Below are 14,874 nucleotides of genomic sequence, written 5' to 3'. Positions count from 1 at the left end.
GGAAAGCATGAAGCTGCTGGTCGCCGTGAAGCGCGTGATCGATTTCAACGTGAAGCCGCGGGTGAAGGCGGACGGCACGGGCATCGATCTCGCCAACGTCAAGATGAGCATGAACCCGTTCGACGAGATCGCGGTCGAGGAGGCGCTTCGACTGAAGGAGAAGGGCGCGGCGACCGAGGTCGTCGCCGTCTCGATCGGTCCGGCCAAGGCGCAGGAGACTTTGCGCACGGCGCTGGCGATGGGCGCGGACCGCGCGATCCTGATCCAGACCGACGACGAGATGGAGCCGCTGGCCGTCGCCAAGCTGCTCGCCAAGGTCACCGAGGAGGAGCAGCCGGGCCTGGTGATCCTGGGCAAGCAGGCGATCGACGACGATTCGAACCAGACCGGACAGATGCTCGCCGCGCTGCTGAACTGGCCGCAGGGCACGTTCGCGTCCAAGGTCGAGCTGGCCGGCGGCAAGGTCGACGTGACCCGCGAGGTCGATGGCGGCCTGGAGACGGTGAAGCTGAACACGCCGGCGGTGGTGACGACCGACCTGCGCCTCAACGAGCCGCGCTACGCCTCGCTGCCCAACATCATGAAGGCCAAGTCCAAGCCGCTCGCGCAGAAGACCCCCGCCGATTACGGCGTGGACACGGCGCCGCGCCTGACGACCCTGAAGGTCGAGGAGCCGGCCAAGCGCCAGGCGGGCGTCAAGGTCGCGGACGTGGATGAGCTGATCGGCAAGCTGAAGACTTTGGGAGTGGTGGCATGAGCGTCGCGATCGTCCTCGTCGAGCATGAAGGCGGCCGGATCAAGGACGCCACCCTCGCCACCGTCACCGCCGCCGCGAAGCTGGGCGAGGTCCATGCGCTGGTCGCGGGGCAAGGCGTCGGCGCGGTCGCCGAAGCCGCCGCCAAGATCGCCGGCGTCACACGAGTCCATGTCGCGGACGATGCGGCCTATGCCCACAATCTCGCCGAGAATGTCGCGCCGGTCGCCGCCGCCTTGATGAAGGACCATGGCGACTATTTCGTCGCCCCGGCGACGACCACCGGCAAGAATATCGCGCCGCGCGTCGCCGCCTTGCTCGATGTCATGCAGGTGAGTGATATCCTCAGCGTCGAGAGCGCCGACACCTTCACCCGGCCGATCTATGCCGGCAACGCGATCGCGACGGTGAAGTCGTCGGACGCGAAAAAGGTCGTCACCGTGCGCACCACCGCCTTCGAAAAGGCGGCGGCGACGGGCGGTTCCGGAACGGTCGAAGCCGTTTCCGGCGGCGGCGACGCGGGCCTGTCCGCCTATGTGGGCTCGGAACTCAGCAAGTCCGAGCGGCCGGAGCTGACCAGCGCCAAGATCATCGTCTCGGGCGGCCGCGCCTTCGGTTCGTCCGATCAGTTCCATGCCCTGCTCGATCCGCTCGCGGACAAGCTCAAGGCCGGGGTCGGCGCCAGCCGCGCCGCCGTGGACGCGGGCTATGCGCCCAACGACTATCAGGTCGGGCAGACCGGCAAGATCGTCGCCCCGGAAGTCTATGTCGCGATCGGCATTTCCGGCGCGATCCAGCACCTCGCCGGCATGAAGGATTCCAAGACGATCGTCGCGATCAACAAGGACGAGGACGCGCCCATCTTCCAGGTCGCGGACATCGGCCTGGTCGGCGACCTGTTCAAGATCGTGCCCGAGCTGACCGAGAAGCTGTAGGAATCGCGCATGAAACAGAGCCTGCTCTTCGCCGCCGCCGCGCTCCTGTTCTTCGGCGCGGCGGGGCTTAGCGTGTGGAACGACGGCGCCGCGACGATCAAGACCTATGCCGGCCTCGCCATCGGGGCTTCGATGACGCTGCTGGCGATACAGGCGCGCAGGGCGGGAAAATAGGCGGCCAAAGTGCGCTGCTTTTACGACGCGCGCCAGCTTGCTCATGCGCCGACGCAGGAACTGCACAACGGCGCATTCGTGCCTTACGCTGAAAGCCCGGCGCGGGCCTCGGCGATCCTCGCCGCGCTCGCGTCGGTCGAACCGGCGGTCGATCATGGCGAGGCGCCGCTGCGCGCCGTTCACGACCCGGCCTATCTGGCTTTCCTGCGGTCGGCCCATGACGAGTGGCGCGCGGCGGGGCGACCGGGCGATGCCGGCGCCTATGCCTGGCCGGTGGTGCGCCGCCGCCCGCTCGATCTGACCCGGATCGACGCCAGGCTCGGCGCCTTCAGCTTCGATGCCTCCAGCCCGATCGCCGAGGGCACCTGGGAGGGCGCCTATTGGTCGGCGCAGACCGCGCTCACCGGGCTCGATGCCGTGCTGGCCGGGGAGCGCGCCGCCTTCGCTTTGTGTCGGCCGCCGGGCCATCATTGCGGCGCCGACTATCTCGGCGGCTATTGCTATCTCAACAATGCCGCCATCGCCGCCCAGGCCGCGACCGCCGCCGGCCGGTGCGTCGCGATCCTCGACGTGGACTATCATCACGGCAACGGCACACAGGACATCTTCTACGATCGCGGCGACGTGCTGTTCGTCTCGATCCACGCCGATCCCCGGACCGACTATCCTTATTATTGGGGCCATGCCGACGAGGCCGGGGCGGGCGCGGGCGCAGGCGCCACGCTCAACCTGCCCCTGCCGCGCGGCGCCGATCTCGCCGCTTATCGCCCCGCATTGGGCGCGGCCTTGGAGCGTATCGCGCGCTTCGGGCCGGACCTGCTGATCTGCTCCTATGGCGCCGATACGTTCGCCGGAGATCCCATTTCCCATTTCCGGCTGAAGACCGAAGACTATGCGGTTATCGGCCAGCAGATCGCGGATATGAACGCCGATTGCCTTGTCTTAATGGAAGGCGGATATGCGATAGACGCCATTGGAAGCAATGTTGCATCGTTCCTTGGCGGATTCTAGATCAGTTCCACCATTGCTCGAATCCACTTGCACTCGTTATTTTCATAATGGATGAAACCCTCTCCGAAACGGGGGAGATTCGGTCTGTATGCTGGAAGGCTTTATTGCCGCTGGCGAGATCGTCATGCGCGAATCGGCCTTGTTCGCGGCCGTTGGCTTCCTTCTTCTTGGACTTGGCGATATCGCGATCGATCTGATCTGGATCGGCCGGACGTTGCGGCGGCGTCTGCTTGGTCGCGATTGGCCCAGGACCTGCGCCGAAAGCCTAGCTCCGCCCGCCGCGTCGGGACGGATCGCGGTGTTCGTGCCCGCCTGGGACGAGGGGGGCGTGATCGCAAACATGCTCGCCCACGCGCGCACCGCGTTCGGCGGGGGTGACTGGCGCCTCTATGTCGGTTGCTATCCCAACGATCCGGCGACGATCGCCGCGGTCCGGCCGTTCGTTGGCGATCGCATCCATCTGGTCGTCAATCCGGCGCCTGGGCCGACCAGCAAGGCCGATTGCCTCAACCGGCTGTGGGATGCGATGCGGGCCGACGAAGCGGCGGAGGGCCGGCGCTGCAAGGCGGTGGTGCTGCACGATGCCGAGGATGTGGTCCATTCGGCGGAGCTCAAGCTGTTCGATGCGCTGATCGAGCGGTTCGATCTCGTCCAGCTCCCGGTGGTGCCATTGATCGATCCCAAATCGCGTTGGATCGGCGGCCATTATGCGGACGAATTCGCCGAATCGCATGGCAAGGAACTGGTGGTGCGCGAAGCGCTCGGTGCCGCTATCCCCTCGGCGGGGGTCGGCTGCGCGATCGCGCGCGCCGCGCTGGACCGCTTGGCAGCCGCGCATGGCGTGCCTTTCGATCCGGCCAGCTTGACCGAGGATTACGAACTCGGTCTCAAACTGCGCATCATGGGCGGCCGGGCGGCCTTCGTCCGTCTGCCGGCGGGGCGAGGGCGCCCGGTCGTGTCCACCCGCGGCTATTTCCCCTCCACGCTGGATGCGGCGGTCGCGCAGAAATCGCGCTGGATGATGGGCATCGCGCTGGCCGGCTGGGACAGGCTCGGCTGGCGCGGCGGTCTGGCCGAACGCTGGATGCGCCTGCGCGACCGGCGCGCGGTGCTGGCGGCGCTGATCCTGTTCGCGGCCTATGCCACGCTCGTTCTGTGGGGCGCGCTTTATGCGCTGGAGCTGTTCGCCGGCCGGGCGATGCAGCCGATTCCGGTCTTCCTGACTCTTTTGCTGACCATCAATCTCGGCTTGCTCGTCTGGCGCCTGGCGATGCGCTTCGGCTTCGTCGCGCGCACCTATGGCTTGCGCGAGGGGCTGCGCGCGCTGCCGCGCGTCGTCATCGCCAATATCATCGCCATGCTGGCCGCGCGGAGAGCGGTCATGCGCTATCTGACCGGGCGGCGCACCGGCGCGACCGCCTGGGGCAAGACCGCCCATGCCTTTCCGGCGCGTCTGCCGGCCGAATGAGGCGGGACGCGCCGCCGCCGCTGCGCTTTCTCGCGCTGGTGATCGGCGGTTGGGCGGTGTTGCGCGCGGCTGTCTGGATCGGCTGGCCCGTCGCGGAAAGTACCGCTCCGCAATCGACGAGGATGACGGCGGCGATGGAGCCGCCTGTGGCTGGCCGGCAATCCCGGCTGGCAACACGAATGGGCGCGATGCCGGATTCCCGGATGCGGCGGCACGGCCCAGCAGTGGCGTACGGAGCAAGCGGGATGAGGCTGCATCCGGTGCCGATGCCGGTTCCGGCGCCGCCACCTGCGGAACCGGCACCGCATCCCGCCATGCCCGCCCCTTCGCCAACCTCCTCGATGCCGCCCGGCCCGGAGCATGGCGCCGGTCGGCCCGAAACGCTTGCCAGGCCCTCGGGTGCATCGCGCCGCTGGTCCGGATCGGCCTGGCTCCTCGTGCGCCGGGATGGCGGCGCACAGCCGCTCGCTCCGGGGGGCGTCCTCGGCGGCAGCCAGGCGGGCGGGCGGCTGCTCTATCGCCTGAACGGCGATCCAGGCCGTCCATTCGCATTGTCGGCTCGTATCTCCGCGCCGCTGCGCGGTCCGGGCGCCGAGGCCGCCTTCGGGTTCGATTGGCGTCCGGTCGCGCGGCTGCCTGTTCATCTGCTCGTCGAGCGGCGGCAGGAACTGGACGGCGGTCGCTCCGCCTTCGCGGCGGTGATTCACGGAGGCGGCAGCATCGATCTGCCGGCTGGCGCGCGGCTCGATGCCTATGCCCAGGTCGGCGCGGCCGGCCTCCGTTCGCGCGATCTGTTCGCCGACGGCGCCGTGCGCGTCGGCTTGAGGCTCGGTCCGGCCGAGATCGGCGGCGGCGCCTGGGGCGCGGCGCAGCCTGGCGCGGCGCGGCTCGATGCCGGGCCGCAAGTTTCGCTGCCCTTGCCCGTCGCCGGCGCGAACCTGCGCCTCTCCGCCGACTGGCGCTTCCGCCTGGCCGGCGATACGCGCCCCATGTCGGGCCCGGCACTGACGATCGGCGCGGATTTCTGATCTTGCCGCACGTTTCGTTTGGGGGGAAAGCCGGACGAGCATCGTGAGGAGTGACCCATGGCCGTCGAAGCGCACGGAATCCTGAGCAACCGGCTCTGGGCGTGGTGGCGACGAACGGTGATCGCCGAAGTCGATCATGAAGACGTGGTGCGCCGGGTCGCGGAAGAATCCGGCTGGAGCGCGCGCTATTGCTTCATGATCCTGATCTCCGCCGCGATGTCGATACTCGGTTTGCTGTTGCCGTCTTCGGCGGTGCTGATCGGCGCCATGCTGATCTCTCCCTTGATGATGCCGATCGTCGGGCTCGGCTTCGGCCTCGCGACGTTCGATTTTATCGAGGTGCGCCGCGCCGCCTTCGCGCTCGCGCTGGGTTCGGTCATCGCCATCCTCTTTTCGGCCATCTTCGTGATGATGTCGCCGCTTCAGACGGTGACGGCCGAGATCGCGATGCGCACCAGGCCCAACCTGTTCGATCTGCTCGTTGCCATCCTGTCCGCGCTGGCCGGCGCCTATGGCCTGATCCGCGGCATGGGGAGCACCGTGGTCGGCGTTGCCATCGCGATCGCCCTGATGCCGCCGTTGGCCGTGGTCGGCTTCGGCATGGCGACCTGGAACTGGACGGCGGCCGGCGGCGCCGCCTTACTGTTCTTCACCAACCTGATCGCGATGGCGGCGACGATCGCCCTGTTCGTCCGGCTCTACGGCTTCGGCGCCCACCTGTCGCCGAAGCAGACGCAATTGCAGGGATTTGTGCTGACCGCCGTGATGATCGCGCTCGCCGTTCCGCTGGGGGTCGCGCTTCACAAGATCGCATGGGAGACAGTGGCCTCCCGTCAGATCCGCGATGCGGTGCTGACGCCCTTTCCGAACGGTTCGCGGATCAGCCAGATCGACATCGATTATACGGGAACGCCGGTAATCGTGCGGGCGGTGGTGCTCACCCCCGCTTTGTCCGAACAGGCGAGCGCACAAGCGGCACGCGCGGCACAGCGCCTTACCGGGCGGCCGATCGACTTGCGCGTCGATCAGGTGCTCGTCGGCAACCGGCCCGGCGCGGGCGAATCGGCGCAGCTCGCCCGGGCGCAGGCAGGCGAGGACCGCCGCCGCCTCGGCGCCGATCTGCGCGACCGGATCGCTCTGCTGGCCGGGGTCGCGCCGGAATCCATCGTGATGGATGAGACCGGCAAGCGCGCGGCGGTGACCATGGCGGCCCTACCCGGTGCCTCGATCGAGACCTATCATGCGCTCGTCGAGCGGGCGACGCGCGGCCTGGAAGGCTGGTCGCTCGCCTTCACGCCGCCGCCGGCGGCTCTGCCGCAGATTGCGATCGCGGACGAAGCTCCCGACGAAGCCGGCGCGCGGGCGCTGACGGCGGCGATCTGGGCCGCCCGCCGGTTGCGCCTCCCGGTAGGCGTTTCCGGCGGCAATGCCGAGGCGCGCGAGACCGTAATCGCGGCCTTTGCCGAGGTCGGGGTGACGGCTCGCGACGAAGGCGCGGCGCTGGGCGACGCGATACGTCTGCAATGGCTCGCGCCCGACGCGCCCGGAGCGTGACGCCGGCATCGATATTGGTCTAGGGTCGGCGCCCCATGGACATCTATCTGCCGATCGCTGGCCTCTCGGTGAACGCTTTGGTCATCATCGGCCTGGGCGGGCTGGTCGGCCTGTTGACCGGCATGGTGGGCGTGGGCGGAGGCTTCCTGACCACGCCGATCCTGATCTTTTACGGCATCCCGCCGGCGGTCGCGGTCGCTTCGGCCACCACCCAGATCACCGGCACCAGCATATCCGGCGTGCTCGCCCATCGCCGGCGGCGCGGCGTCGATGTCCAGATGGGCGCGGTGATCATCGCGGGCGGCGTGCTCGGCTCGCTCGCCGGCGGCTTCGTCTTCCGCCTGCTCCAGCAGGGCGGGCAGATCGATACGGTGATCTCGATCCTCTACGTCCTGTTGCTCGGCAGCATCGGGCTGATGATGGCCAGAGAGGCGGCCACCGCGCTTGGCATTCTATCCTCCCGAACCGGGGAAGATCGTCCGGCGCGTCGGCACAATCCGCTGATCGCGATGCTGCCGATGCGCTGGCGCTTCTATCGCTCGGGCCTCTATATCTCACCGCTCGCGCCGTTGGCGCTCGGCTTCATCTCCGGGGTTCTGACCGTTTTGCTCGGCATCGGCGGCGGCTTCATCATGGTGCCGGCGATGATCTATTTGCTCGGCATGTCGGCGGCGGTGGTGGTGGGCACCTCGCTGCTCCAGATCCTGTTCGTCACCGCCGTCACCACGCTTGTCCATGCCACCACCACCCGGTCGGTGGACATCGTGCTTGCCGGCCTGCTGCTGCTCGGCTCGGTGATCGGTGCGCAATATGGCGCGCGCTTCGCCCAGGCGATGAAGCCGGAGCTGCTGCGCATGATTCTCGCCATCGTCGTGCTCGGCGTCGCGCTGAGGATGGCGCTCCAGCTCGGCTGGCAGCCCGAGGAAATCTATACGGTACAGATGCTGTGAGACGGCCGCGCCTTCTGTTTCTCGCCCTGTTGGCGCCCCTTCTGCTCGGCCAGGCCCAACCTCGGCTGGTGCCGGACGTATCGCAGCGCCAGGTCGAGATACGCTACAGCTTCACCGGCGCCGAGCTGCTGCTGTTCGGCGCCATCGTCTACCCGGACGGGCGCGCGCCGGAGCCGGGCACGGATGTGGCGGTTGTCCTCAAGGGGCCGATGGAGCCGATCGTGGTGCGCGAGAAGCAGAAGGTCGCCGGAATCTGGATGAACGTCGATCGCGTCCGCTTCCGTTCGGCGCCGAGCTTCTACGCGGTCGTATCGTCGCGCCCGCTCGGCGATCTGGTCGACGAGCGCACGGCGGCGATCTACGAGCTGGGACTGGGCAATCTTCAGCTGTCGCCAGGCGGCGGCGCCGATTCGGACACTTTGCGCCGGTTCGAGCGCGGCTTCATCGACCTGCGCCGGCGTCACCGGCTTTATCAGGAGATTCCGGACGGTGTGGAGATCAGCGAGGGCGTGCTCTACCGCGCCCGCATCTCGATCCCGGCGCGCGTGCCGGTCGGCGACTATACCGCCGAGACCTTCCTGATCCGCGACGGCCGGGTCATCGCCGGCGCCGTGCGCGAGATCAGTATCGACAAGCTGGGCTTCGAGCGCTTCATCGCCGAAGCGGCGGAACGCTGGTCGCTTGCCTACGGCATCGTCGCGGTCGCCCTGTCGCTGCTGCTCGGCTGGGGCGCGAGCGCTTTGTTCCAGCGACGCTAGCTTTTGCGGCCGGTGCGGCTTCTGCGAAGCTCTCACGGCCTTCCAGACAGGATCGCAAACCGGTTGTTTACCCGGACCGGTTAAGGCGGTCGGAGACAACCGACCTGAAGGATCCCGGGCGCGATGACCGATTCCATGAACCTCCACAGCTTTCCCTCCGCTGACGATGTCGATTCCGCGCCGCGGCCGAACGGCCGGATGGGGCTGAACGCACAGCATGAGGCGCTCGGCGCGGTCAGCGAGATTTCCGGCAGCGGTGCGGTTGTCGAGATGATCGGCCGCCGGCTCGTCGAGGTCGCCGGCGATGTCGATCCCTCGGTCGCCATGTCGGGCCAGGTCGGCAGTCAGATCAAGATCGCGTCGGGTCGCCGCTGGCTGCTCGCCAATGTCGGCGCGCTGCGTGTCGCCGATGCCGAGGCGGATGTCGTCGTCGCCGACATCGATTTTTTGGGCGAGGGAGACGAGGATCCGGCAACCGGCAAGCTGGTCAATTTCAAGCGCGGCATCACCGCCTATCCGATCCCGGGCAGCAAGGCCTATCCGGTGACGGCCAGCGATCTCAAGCAGATGTACGCCGCCGACGAACGCGCCCATATCGAGATCGGCACCGTCTTCCCGACCAAGGATGTCCGGGCCGCGCTCTATGTCGATGCGCTGCTCGGCAAGCATTTCGCGCTGCTCGGCTCGACCGGCACCGGCAAATCGACCTCCGCCGCTCTCATCATGCACCGGATCTGCGATGCGAGCCCGGAAGGGCATATCGTGATGATCGATCCGCACGGCGAATATTCGGCCGCGTTCAAGGGCAATGGCGAGCTGTTCAACGTCGACAATCTTGCCATGCCCTACTGGCTGATGAACTTCGAGGAGCATTGCGAGGTGATCCTGACCTCGCAGGGCGCCGAGCGGCAGCAGGACATGGACATCCTCGCGAAATGCCTGCTCCAGGCCCGTACCAGGAACCGCGCGGCCGAAGGACTCAACAAGCTCACCGTGGATTCGCCCATTCCCTATGCGCTGTCGGATCTCACCGCGGCGATCACCAACGACATGGGCCTGCTCAACAAGGCGACCGACACGGCGCCCTATATGCGGCTCAAGAGCAAGATCGACGAGCTGAAGTCCGATCCCCGCTACCAGTTCATGTTCTCCGGCATGCTCGTTGCGGATTCGATGTCGTCCTTCATCTCGAAGATTTTCCGCCTGCCGGCCAACGGCAAGCCGATCTCGATCATCGACGTGTCGGGCGTGCCCACCGACATCGTTTCGGTCGTCGTCGCGGTGCTCTCCCGCCTGGTCTTCGATTATGCGATCTGGTCGCGCAACGAGGTGCAGCGCCCGGTCCTGCTGGTCTGCGAGGAGGCGCACCGCTATGTGCCTTCCGACAAGACCTCGACCGGCCAAGCCGTGCGCAAGGTACTGGAGCGGATCGCCAAGGAAGGCCGTAAGTACGGCGTGTCGCTCGGCCTCATCACGCAGCGCCCGTCCGATCTTGCCGAAGGCGTGCTCTCGCAATGCGGCACGATCGTTGCGATGCGCCTCAACAACGACCGGGACCAGGCGTTCGTGAAATCCGCCATGCCGGAAGGCTCGCGCGGATTCCTGGATGTCATCCCGGCGCTGCGCAACCGCGAATGCATCATCTGCGGCGAAGGCGTGTCGATTCCGATCCGCGTCTCGTTCGACGATCTCGAGCGCGACCGGCGGCCGGCCTCGTCCGATCCGCTCTTCTCCGAGCTGTGGCGGCACAGCGGCGAGGAGGATCAGATGGTCGGCCGCGTCGTCAAGAGGTGGCGCGCGCAGGGCCGCTAAAGGCGATCAGCCGCACGCCTTCGCCATCTCAGGTGAAGGCTAGAGGCCGGCCTTGCTGTCATCGGTCGCCTTCACGAACATCATCACGCGCATCGTTCATCGCCACGGCGAACGAGGTTCGACACGAACGCGGAAATAATTTTTCGACGCGGAGACGTTCCGGTTCAGGGCGCGGCTTGCGCGGCTTCGGCCGGGGCCCCGGCCTGCCGCGCGGCGCCCAGCGGGGTCGCCAGCAAGGTGCGCAGGCGGGCGCGGAAATTCGCCAGTTCGGTGCCGGACAATTGCGCCCGCTCGGTGAAGCGCACCGAGCGCGGATTGATGGTCTGGCCGTTCCGATACATCTCGTAATGGAGGTGCGGGCCGGTCGACAGGCCGGTCGAGCCGACATAGCCGATCACCTGGCCCTGCCGCACCCGCGCGCCTCGGGACACCGCGATCCGGCTCATGTGCGAATAGGACGTGGCAAGCCCGCCCGAATGGTTGAGCCGCACTTGCAGGCCATAGCCGCCCGCGCGGCCGGCGCCGCTGACCGTTCCGTCCATCGCCGCGACGATCGGCGTGCCGTGGGATGCGCGGAAATCGAGGCCGCGATGCATGCGCGAATAGCCCAGGATGGGATGCATCCTCAGGCCGTAATTGGACGTGATCCGGCCCGGCACGGGCTGCTGGATGCCGCCGCGCTGACGCCCTACGCCGGAAGCCTCGAACCATTGAGCACGGCCTTCGGAGGTCCATTGCATCATCTGCAGGTCGCGGCTGGAGGAGCGATCGAGGCCCGCATAAAGGAGCTGGCCGGTTTCGGTTTCGCCGGTCTCGGCGCGGCGATGCTCGATGATGATGTCGAAACGGTCGGCGGAGCGCAGGTCGGAGGGCACCCCGATCTGGGTGGAGAGCGCCCGGATATAGGATTCGACGATCCGCGCCGGCACTCCGGCGGCGCGCGCCGAGCGGTAGAGGCTCGAACCGACCCGGCCCTGGATACGCAGCGGCGTCTCGTCCACCGCGATCGGGATCGGGCGCAGGACGAGCTGGCCGTCCACCCGGGCCATCTCGATCCTGAGGTCGAAGCGGGCGCGGAATGCCATCGCGTCGAGCGGGCGCGCAACCGTGCGGTTCGGGCGGCGGCCGAGCGTGAGATCGAGCACCGTGCCGGCGCGCAGGTCGGAAAGCGGGACGGCCTCGCCGACCAGGGTGGCGACCTGGGCGGCTTCGGCGGCGCCCACGCCGGCGCGTTCGAGCGCGCGGGCGAGGCCGTCGCCGCGGCTCAGGGTGGCACGCAGCTCGACGATCGGGCGCTCCGGCGTGTCGGTCAGCGGCTCGACCGCGTCGGTCGGCGCCATCCGCCGGCCGGTGTCGCCGCCATAAGCGAGCGGCGCGATGGCGAGCGTGCGCGCCTCGGCGAATTGGGCGTCGGGCAGCGGTGCGGGCGAATGGCCGGCGACGGGGCCGAGATCGGGGGCGAAGGAAATGGCGACGGCGCAGAGCGCGGCGCAGGTGACGAGACCGCGCCACCATATGCGCGAGCCGATCCGCTGGCCGAGATCGACGACGAGATCGAGATCGCCGACGCGCGCACCGAGATCGGCGACCCTGGCGCCGAATTGCGCGGAGGCAGGGCGTGCGAGCGCGTCGCCGGAGCGGAGCGCGGCCGCGCCGCTCCCCGGCTGGGTGACGATCTCGTTGAATCGATACAAGGCTGGTCCGTCCCCGCGCCCGTTTGCCCCTGCCGCGCATCCCCGCTCGGCAAGTGGCGAGGGTTGTGAAGAAAAGAGGTTAAAGTCAAATTACGACTTTCGCCCCTCCCGCCCTGTTGCGACGAACCGGCCAGCCTGCCGGACGAGCCGAGTCCGGCCATCAAGCACCGGAAAAGGTTGCGATTTGCCGACGGGCGGCCGATCTACCGTCCATGTCCACGTTCGCCCGCGCGCCGCTCAAGGCCATTCTCGGGCCGACCAATACCGGCAAGACTCACCTCGCCGTCGAGCGGATGTGCGCGCATTCCTCCGGCCTGATGGGCTTTCCGCTGCGCTTGCTGGCGCGAGAGGTTTACGACCGGGTGGTGGCCATGAAGGGGCCGAACCAGGTCGCATTGCTGACCGGCGAGGAGAAGATCCTGCCCAAGGACGCGCGCTGGTTCCTGTGCACCGCGGAGAGCATGCCGACAAACGGCGATTTCGCCTTCGTCGCGTTCGACGAGGCTCAGCTCGGCATCGACCCTGAGCGGGGCCATGTCTTCACCGATCGCATGCTCCATGCGCGCGGTCGCGAGGAGACGATGATCCTGGGTTCGGAAAGCCTGAAGCCGATGGTCCGCGCGCTGTTGCCGGAGGCGGAGATCGTCACCCGGCCGCGCTTTTCGACCCTGTCCTATGCCGGCGCGACCAAGCTGTCCCGCCTGCCGCCGCGCTCGGCGATCGTCGCCTTCTCGGCCGAGCAGGTCTATGCGGTCGCCGAGATGCTGCGCCGGATGCGCGGCGGCGCGGCGGTGGTGATGGGGGCATTGAGCCCCCGCACCCGCAATGCGCAGGTCGCCATGTATCAGGCGGGCGAGGTCGATTATCTCGTCGCCACCGACGCGATCGGCATGGGCCTCAACATGGACGTCGCCCATGTCGCCTTCGCCGGACTCGCCAAGTTCGACGGACAGCGCCGCCGCCGGCTCACCGTTGCGGAGATGGCGCAAATCGCCGGCCGCGCCGGCCGTCACCAGCGCGACGGCACGTTCGGCTCGCTGACGTTCGAGGGCGAGGATGCCGCCGAATTCCGTCCCGAGGAGATCGAGGCGATCGAGGAGCATCGCTTCCAGCCGCTCGATTTCCTCTACTGGCGCGAGAGCGAGCTGGATTTTCGCGGGGTCGCGCCGCTGATCCGCTCGCTGGAGCGCCGCCCGGTGATCCGCGGCCTGCGCGCCGCGCCCGAGGCGGAGGACCTGGCGGTGCTGAAGCTGCTGTCCGCCGACCCGGTCGCGGCGCGCGCCACCACGCCCGATCTGGTCCGCCGCCTGTGGGCCGCTTGCGGCCTGCCCGATTTCCGCAAGACCGGGCCGGAGCATCATGCCCGGCTGGTCGCGCGCCTCTTCGGCCATCTGAGCGAGGGCGACGGCCACATCCCGCCGGACTGGTTCGCCAGCGAGGTCGCCAAGCTCGACAATGTGCAGGGCGATATCGAGACGCTCGCCGATCGGCTCGCCGGCGTGCGGACCTGGGCCTATGTCGCGCACCGCCCGGACTGGCTGGCCGCGCCGGCGCAGATGGCGGAGCGCGCCATGGCGGTCGAGGAGAAGCTGTCCGATGCGTTGCACGAGCGGCTGACCCAGCGCTTCGTCGACCGGCGCACCGCCGTGCTGATGCGCGATCTCGGCAAGGCCGGGGCGGGCGCCTTCCCGGTCGAGATCGACGCCGAAGGCGAGGTCAGCGTCGGCACCTATGCGATCGGCCGGCTGAACGGCTTCGCCTTCGAGGTGGATCCAGCCGCCCGTCATGCCGACCGCAAGATGCTGCTCGCCACCGCCGAGCGCCGTCTCGCCGGCGAATATGAGAAGCGTGCCGCCGCTCTGGTCGCCGACACGGACGATCATTTCGCATTGGGCACCGAGGCGGGTCGGCCGGTCACGGTTCTGTGGCGCGGGCATGAGGTGGCGCGGCTCGGCCCGGGCAAGAATCTGCTCAGCCCCCGCGTCCATCTCGACCGGCGCATCGACAGCGTTTCGCCGCAGGGCCGCGAGTCAGTTATTTTAAGGCTGAAATATTGGCTGCGCGACCAGGTCGAGACGGTGTTGGGGCCGCTCCGCGCCGCCGGCCATGCCGCGCAGAACCCCGCTACGCCGGCGCCGGCCCGGGCACTGCTGGCCTTGCTGGTGGACGAGGGCGGAATCGTGACGCGCGATGCGGTGGCCGGGGCGCTGGGCGCGCTCGACAAGGAGCAGCGCCGCGCCGTCACCGCGCTCGGCGTGCGGATCGGTGCGCTCGACCTCTTCATGCCCGCCGCGCTGAAGCCGGACGCGATGCGCTGGCGCGCCGCCTTGCGCGCCGCCGCGGCCGATGCACCGATGCCGGCGCTGCCGCCCGTCTCCGCCGTGGTGTTTCCGCTGGAAGGCAAGCCGAACGGCGAAGCGCGGCTCGGCTTCCGTGCCGCCGGCCCGCAATGGATCCGGGTGGACATGGCCGAGCGGATCGCGCGCCAGGCGCATGAGGCGCGTCACGGTGGCAATCGCCCGCCGGTCAACAGCGCCTTCGTCACCTCGCTGGGTCTGAAGCCCGAGGCGTTGGCCCGGCTGATGCGCGATCTCGGCTTCCGGGAGGTGACGGACGCACCGGAGGAAGGCCCCGGCTGGGTCTGGCGCGGGCGGGAGCGCCCGCGTTCGCCGCGCGGCAGGCCGCCGGGAAAGGGTCATGCCTTCGCCGCACTCGCGGAGCTAAAGCGTGGCTGAC

At 68.4% G+C, this 14,874-nt stretch carries 12 protein-coding genes; 11 read left to right on the top strand and 1 reads right to left on the bottom strand.

Translation table 11 applies throughout. The annotated features are described in order from the left end of the window. Window positions 1-7 precede the first annotated feature (7 nt). The 10 genes from KF780_02535 (at window position 8) to KF780_02490 (ending at window position 10,444) form a co-directional block, all read left to right on the top strand. Window positions 8-757: an electron transfer flavoprotein subunit beta/FixA family protein gene (locus KF780_02535; GenBank protein MBX3560667.1), complete on the top strand. Its 750-nt coding sequence runs from the start codon at window positions 8-10 to the stop codon at window positions 755-757. After that, on the top strand, window positions 754-1,689 hold the full coding sequence (locus KF780_02530; protein MBX3560666.1) for an electron transfer flavoprotein subunit alpha/FixB family protein: 936 nt from the start codon (window positions 754-756) through the stop codon (window positions 1,687-1,689). The genes KF780_02535 and KF780_02530 overlap by 4 nt, the downstream gene beginning before the upstream one ends. Before the next feature lie 9 nt (window positions 1,690-1,698). Further along, entirely contained in the window at window positions 1,699-1,863 is a 165-nt protein-coding gene (locus tag KF780_02525) for a hypothetical protein (protein MBX3560665.1), read from the top strand. A 9-nt stretch (window positions 1,864-1,872) separates the two neighbouring features. Beyond that, window positions 1,873-2,874: a histone deacetylase family protein gene (locus KF780_02520; GenBank protein ID MBX3560664.1), complete on the top strand. Its 1,002-nt coding sequence runs from the start codon at window positions 1,873-1,875 to the stop codon at window positions 2,872-2,874. A gap of 88 nt (window positions 2,875-2,962) precedes the next feature. Continuing rightward, window positions 2,963-4,342, top strand: coding sequence for a glycosyl transferase family protein (locus KF780_02515; GenBank protein MBX3560663.1), 1,380 nt, complete (start codon window positions 2,963-2,965; stop codon window positions 4,340-4,342). A gap of 437 nt (window positions 4,343-4,779) precedes the next feature. Next, window positions 4,780-5,370: a hypothetical protein gene (locus tag KF780_02510; protein MBX3560662.1), complete on the top strand. Its 591-nt coding sequence runs from the start codon at window positions 4,780-4,782 to the stop codon at window positions 5,368-5,370. Window positions 5,371-5,427: 57 nt separating this feature from the next. Then, on the top strand, window positions 5,428-6,924 hold the full coding sequence (locus KF780_02505; protein MBX3560661.1) for a DUF389 domain-containing protein: 1,497 nt from the start codon (window positions 5,428-5,430) through the stop codon (window positions 6,922-6,924). A gap of 35 nt (window positions 6,925-6,959) precedes the next feature. Continuing rightward, a complete protein-coding gene (locus tag KF780_02500) occupies window positions 6,960-7,874 on the top strand; it encodes a sulfite exporter TauE/SafE family protein (GenBank protein MBX3560660.1) in 915 nt (304 codons plus the stop codon). Continuing rightward, window positions 7,871-8,632 (top strand): TIGR02186 family protein, encoded by a 762-nt coding sequence (locus tag KF780_02495; protein ID MBX3560659.1) that lies wholly within the window; start codon window positions 7,871-7,873, stop codon window positions 8,630-8,632. The genes KF780_02500 and KF780_02495 overlap by 4 nt, the downstream gene beginning before the upstream one ends. A 135-nt stretch (window positions 8,633-8,767) precedes the next feature. After that, window positions 8,768-10,444, top strand: coding sequence for a DUF87 domain-containing protein (locus KF780_02490; protein MBX3560658.1), 1,677 nt, complete (start codon window positions 8,768-8,770; stop codon window positions 10,442-10,444). A 164-nt stretch (window positions 10,445-10,608) separates the two neighbouring features. Here the strand turns inward: KF780_02490 and KF780_02485 are convergent, their stop codons facing one another. Then, window positions 10,609-12,120, bottom strand: coding sequence for a M23 family metallopeptidase (locus tag KF780_02485; protein MBX3560657.1), 1,512 nt, complete (start codon window positions 12,118-12,120; stop codon window positions 10,609-10,611). Between the two features lie 230 nt (window positions 12,121-12,350). Between KF780_02485 and KF780_02480 the strand changes: the two genes are divergently transcribed. Beyond that, complete coding sequence (locus KF780_02480) at window positions 12,351-14,873, top strand: helicase (GenBank protein MBX3560656.1); 2,523 nt, start codon at window positions 12,351-12,353, stop codon at window positions 14,871-14,873. The last annotated feature ends 1 nt before the right edge of the window (window position 14,874 follow it).

The organism is Sphingomonas sp. (genome assembly GCA_019635535.1).
GTDB lineage: Bacteria > Pseudomonadota > Alphaproteobacteria > Sphingomonadales > Sphingomonadaceae > Allosphingosinicella.
The sequence above is the reverse complement of the archived record's forward strand: the minus strand, read 5'-3'. Positions and strand labels throughout refer to the sequence as shown.

Excerpts from the sequence above, each read along its gene's own strand:
- KF780_02535 (MBX3560667.1), top strand. The coding sequence starts at position 8 with ATGAAGCTGCTGGTCGCCGTGAAGCGCGTGATCGATTTCAACGTGAAG.
- KF780_02530 (MBX3560666.1), top strand. The coding sequence starts at position 754 with ATGAGCGTCGCGATCGTCCTCGTCGAGCATGAAGGCGGCCGGATCAAG.
- KF780_02525 (MBX3560665.1), top strand. The coding sequence starts at position 1,699 with ATGAAACAGAGCCTGCTCTTCGCCGCCGCCGCGCTCCTGTTCTTCGGC.
- KF780_02515 (MBX3560663.1), top strand. The coding sequence starts at position 2,963 with ATGCTGGAAGGCTTTATTGCCGCTGGCGAGATCGTCATGCGCGAATCG.
- KF780_02505 (MBX3560661.1), top strand. The coding sequence starts at position 5,428 with ATGGCCGTCGAAGCGCACGGAATCCTGAGCAACCGGCTCTGGGCGTGG.
- KF780_02500 (MBX3560660.1), top strand. The coding sequence starts at position 6,960 with ATGGACATCTATCTGCCGATCGCTGGCCTCTCGGTGAACGCTTTGGTC.
- KF780_02490 (MBX3560658.1), top strand. The coding sequence starts at position 8,768 with ATGAACCTCCACAGCTTTCCCTCCGCTGACGATGTCGATTCCGCGCCG.
- KF780_02480 (MBX3560656.1), top strand. The coding sequence starts at position 12,351 with ATGTCCACGTTCGCCCGCGCGCCGCTCAAGGCCATTCTCGGGCCGACC.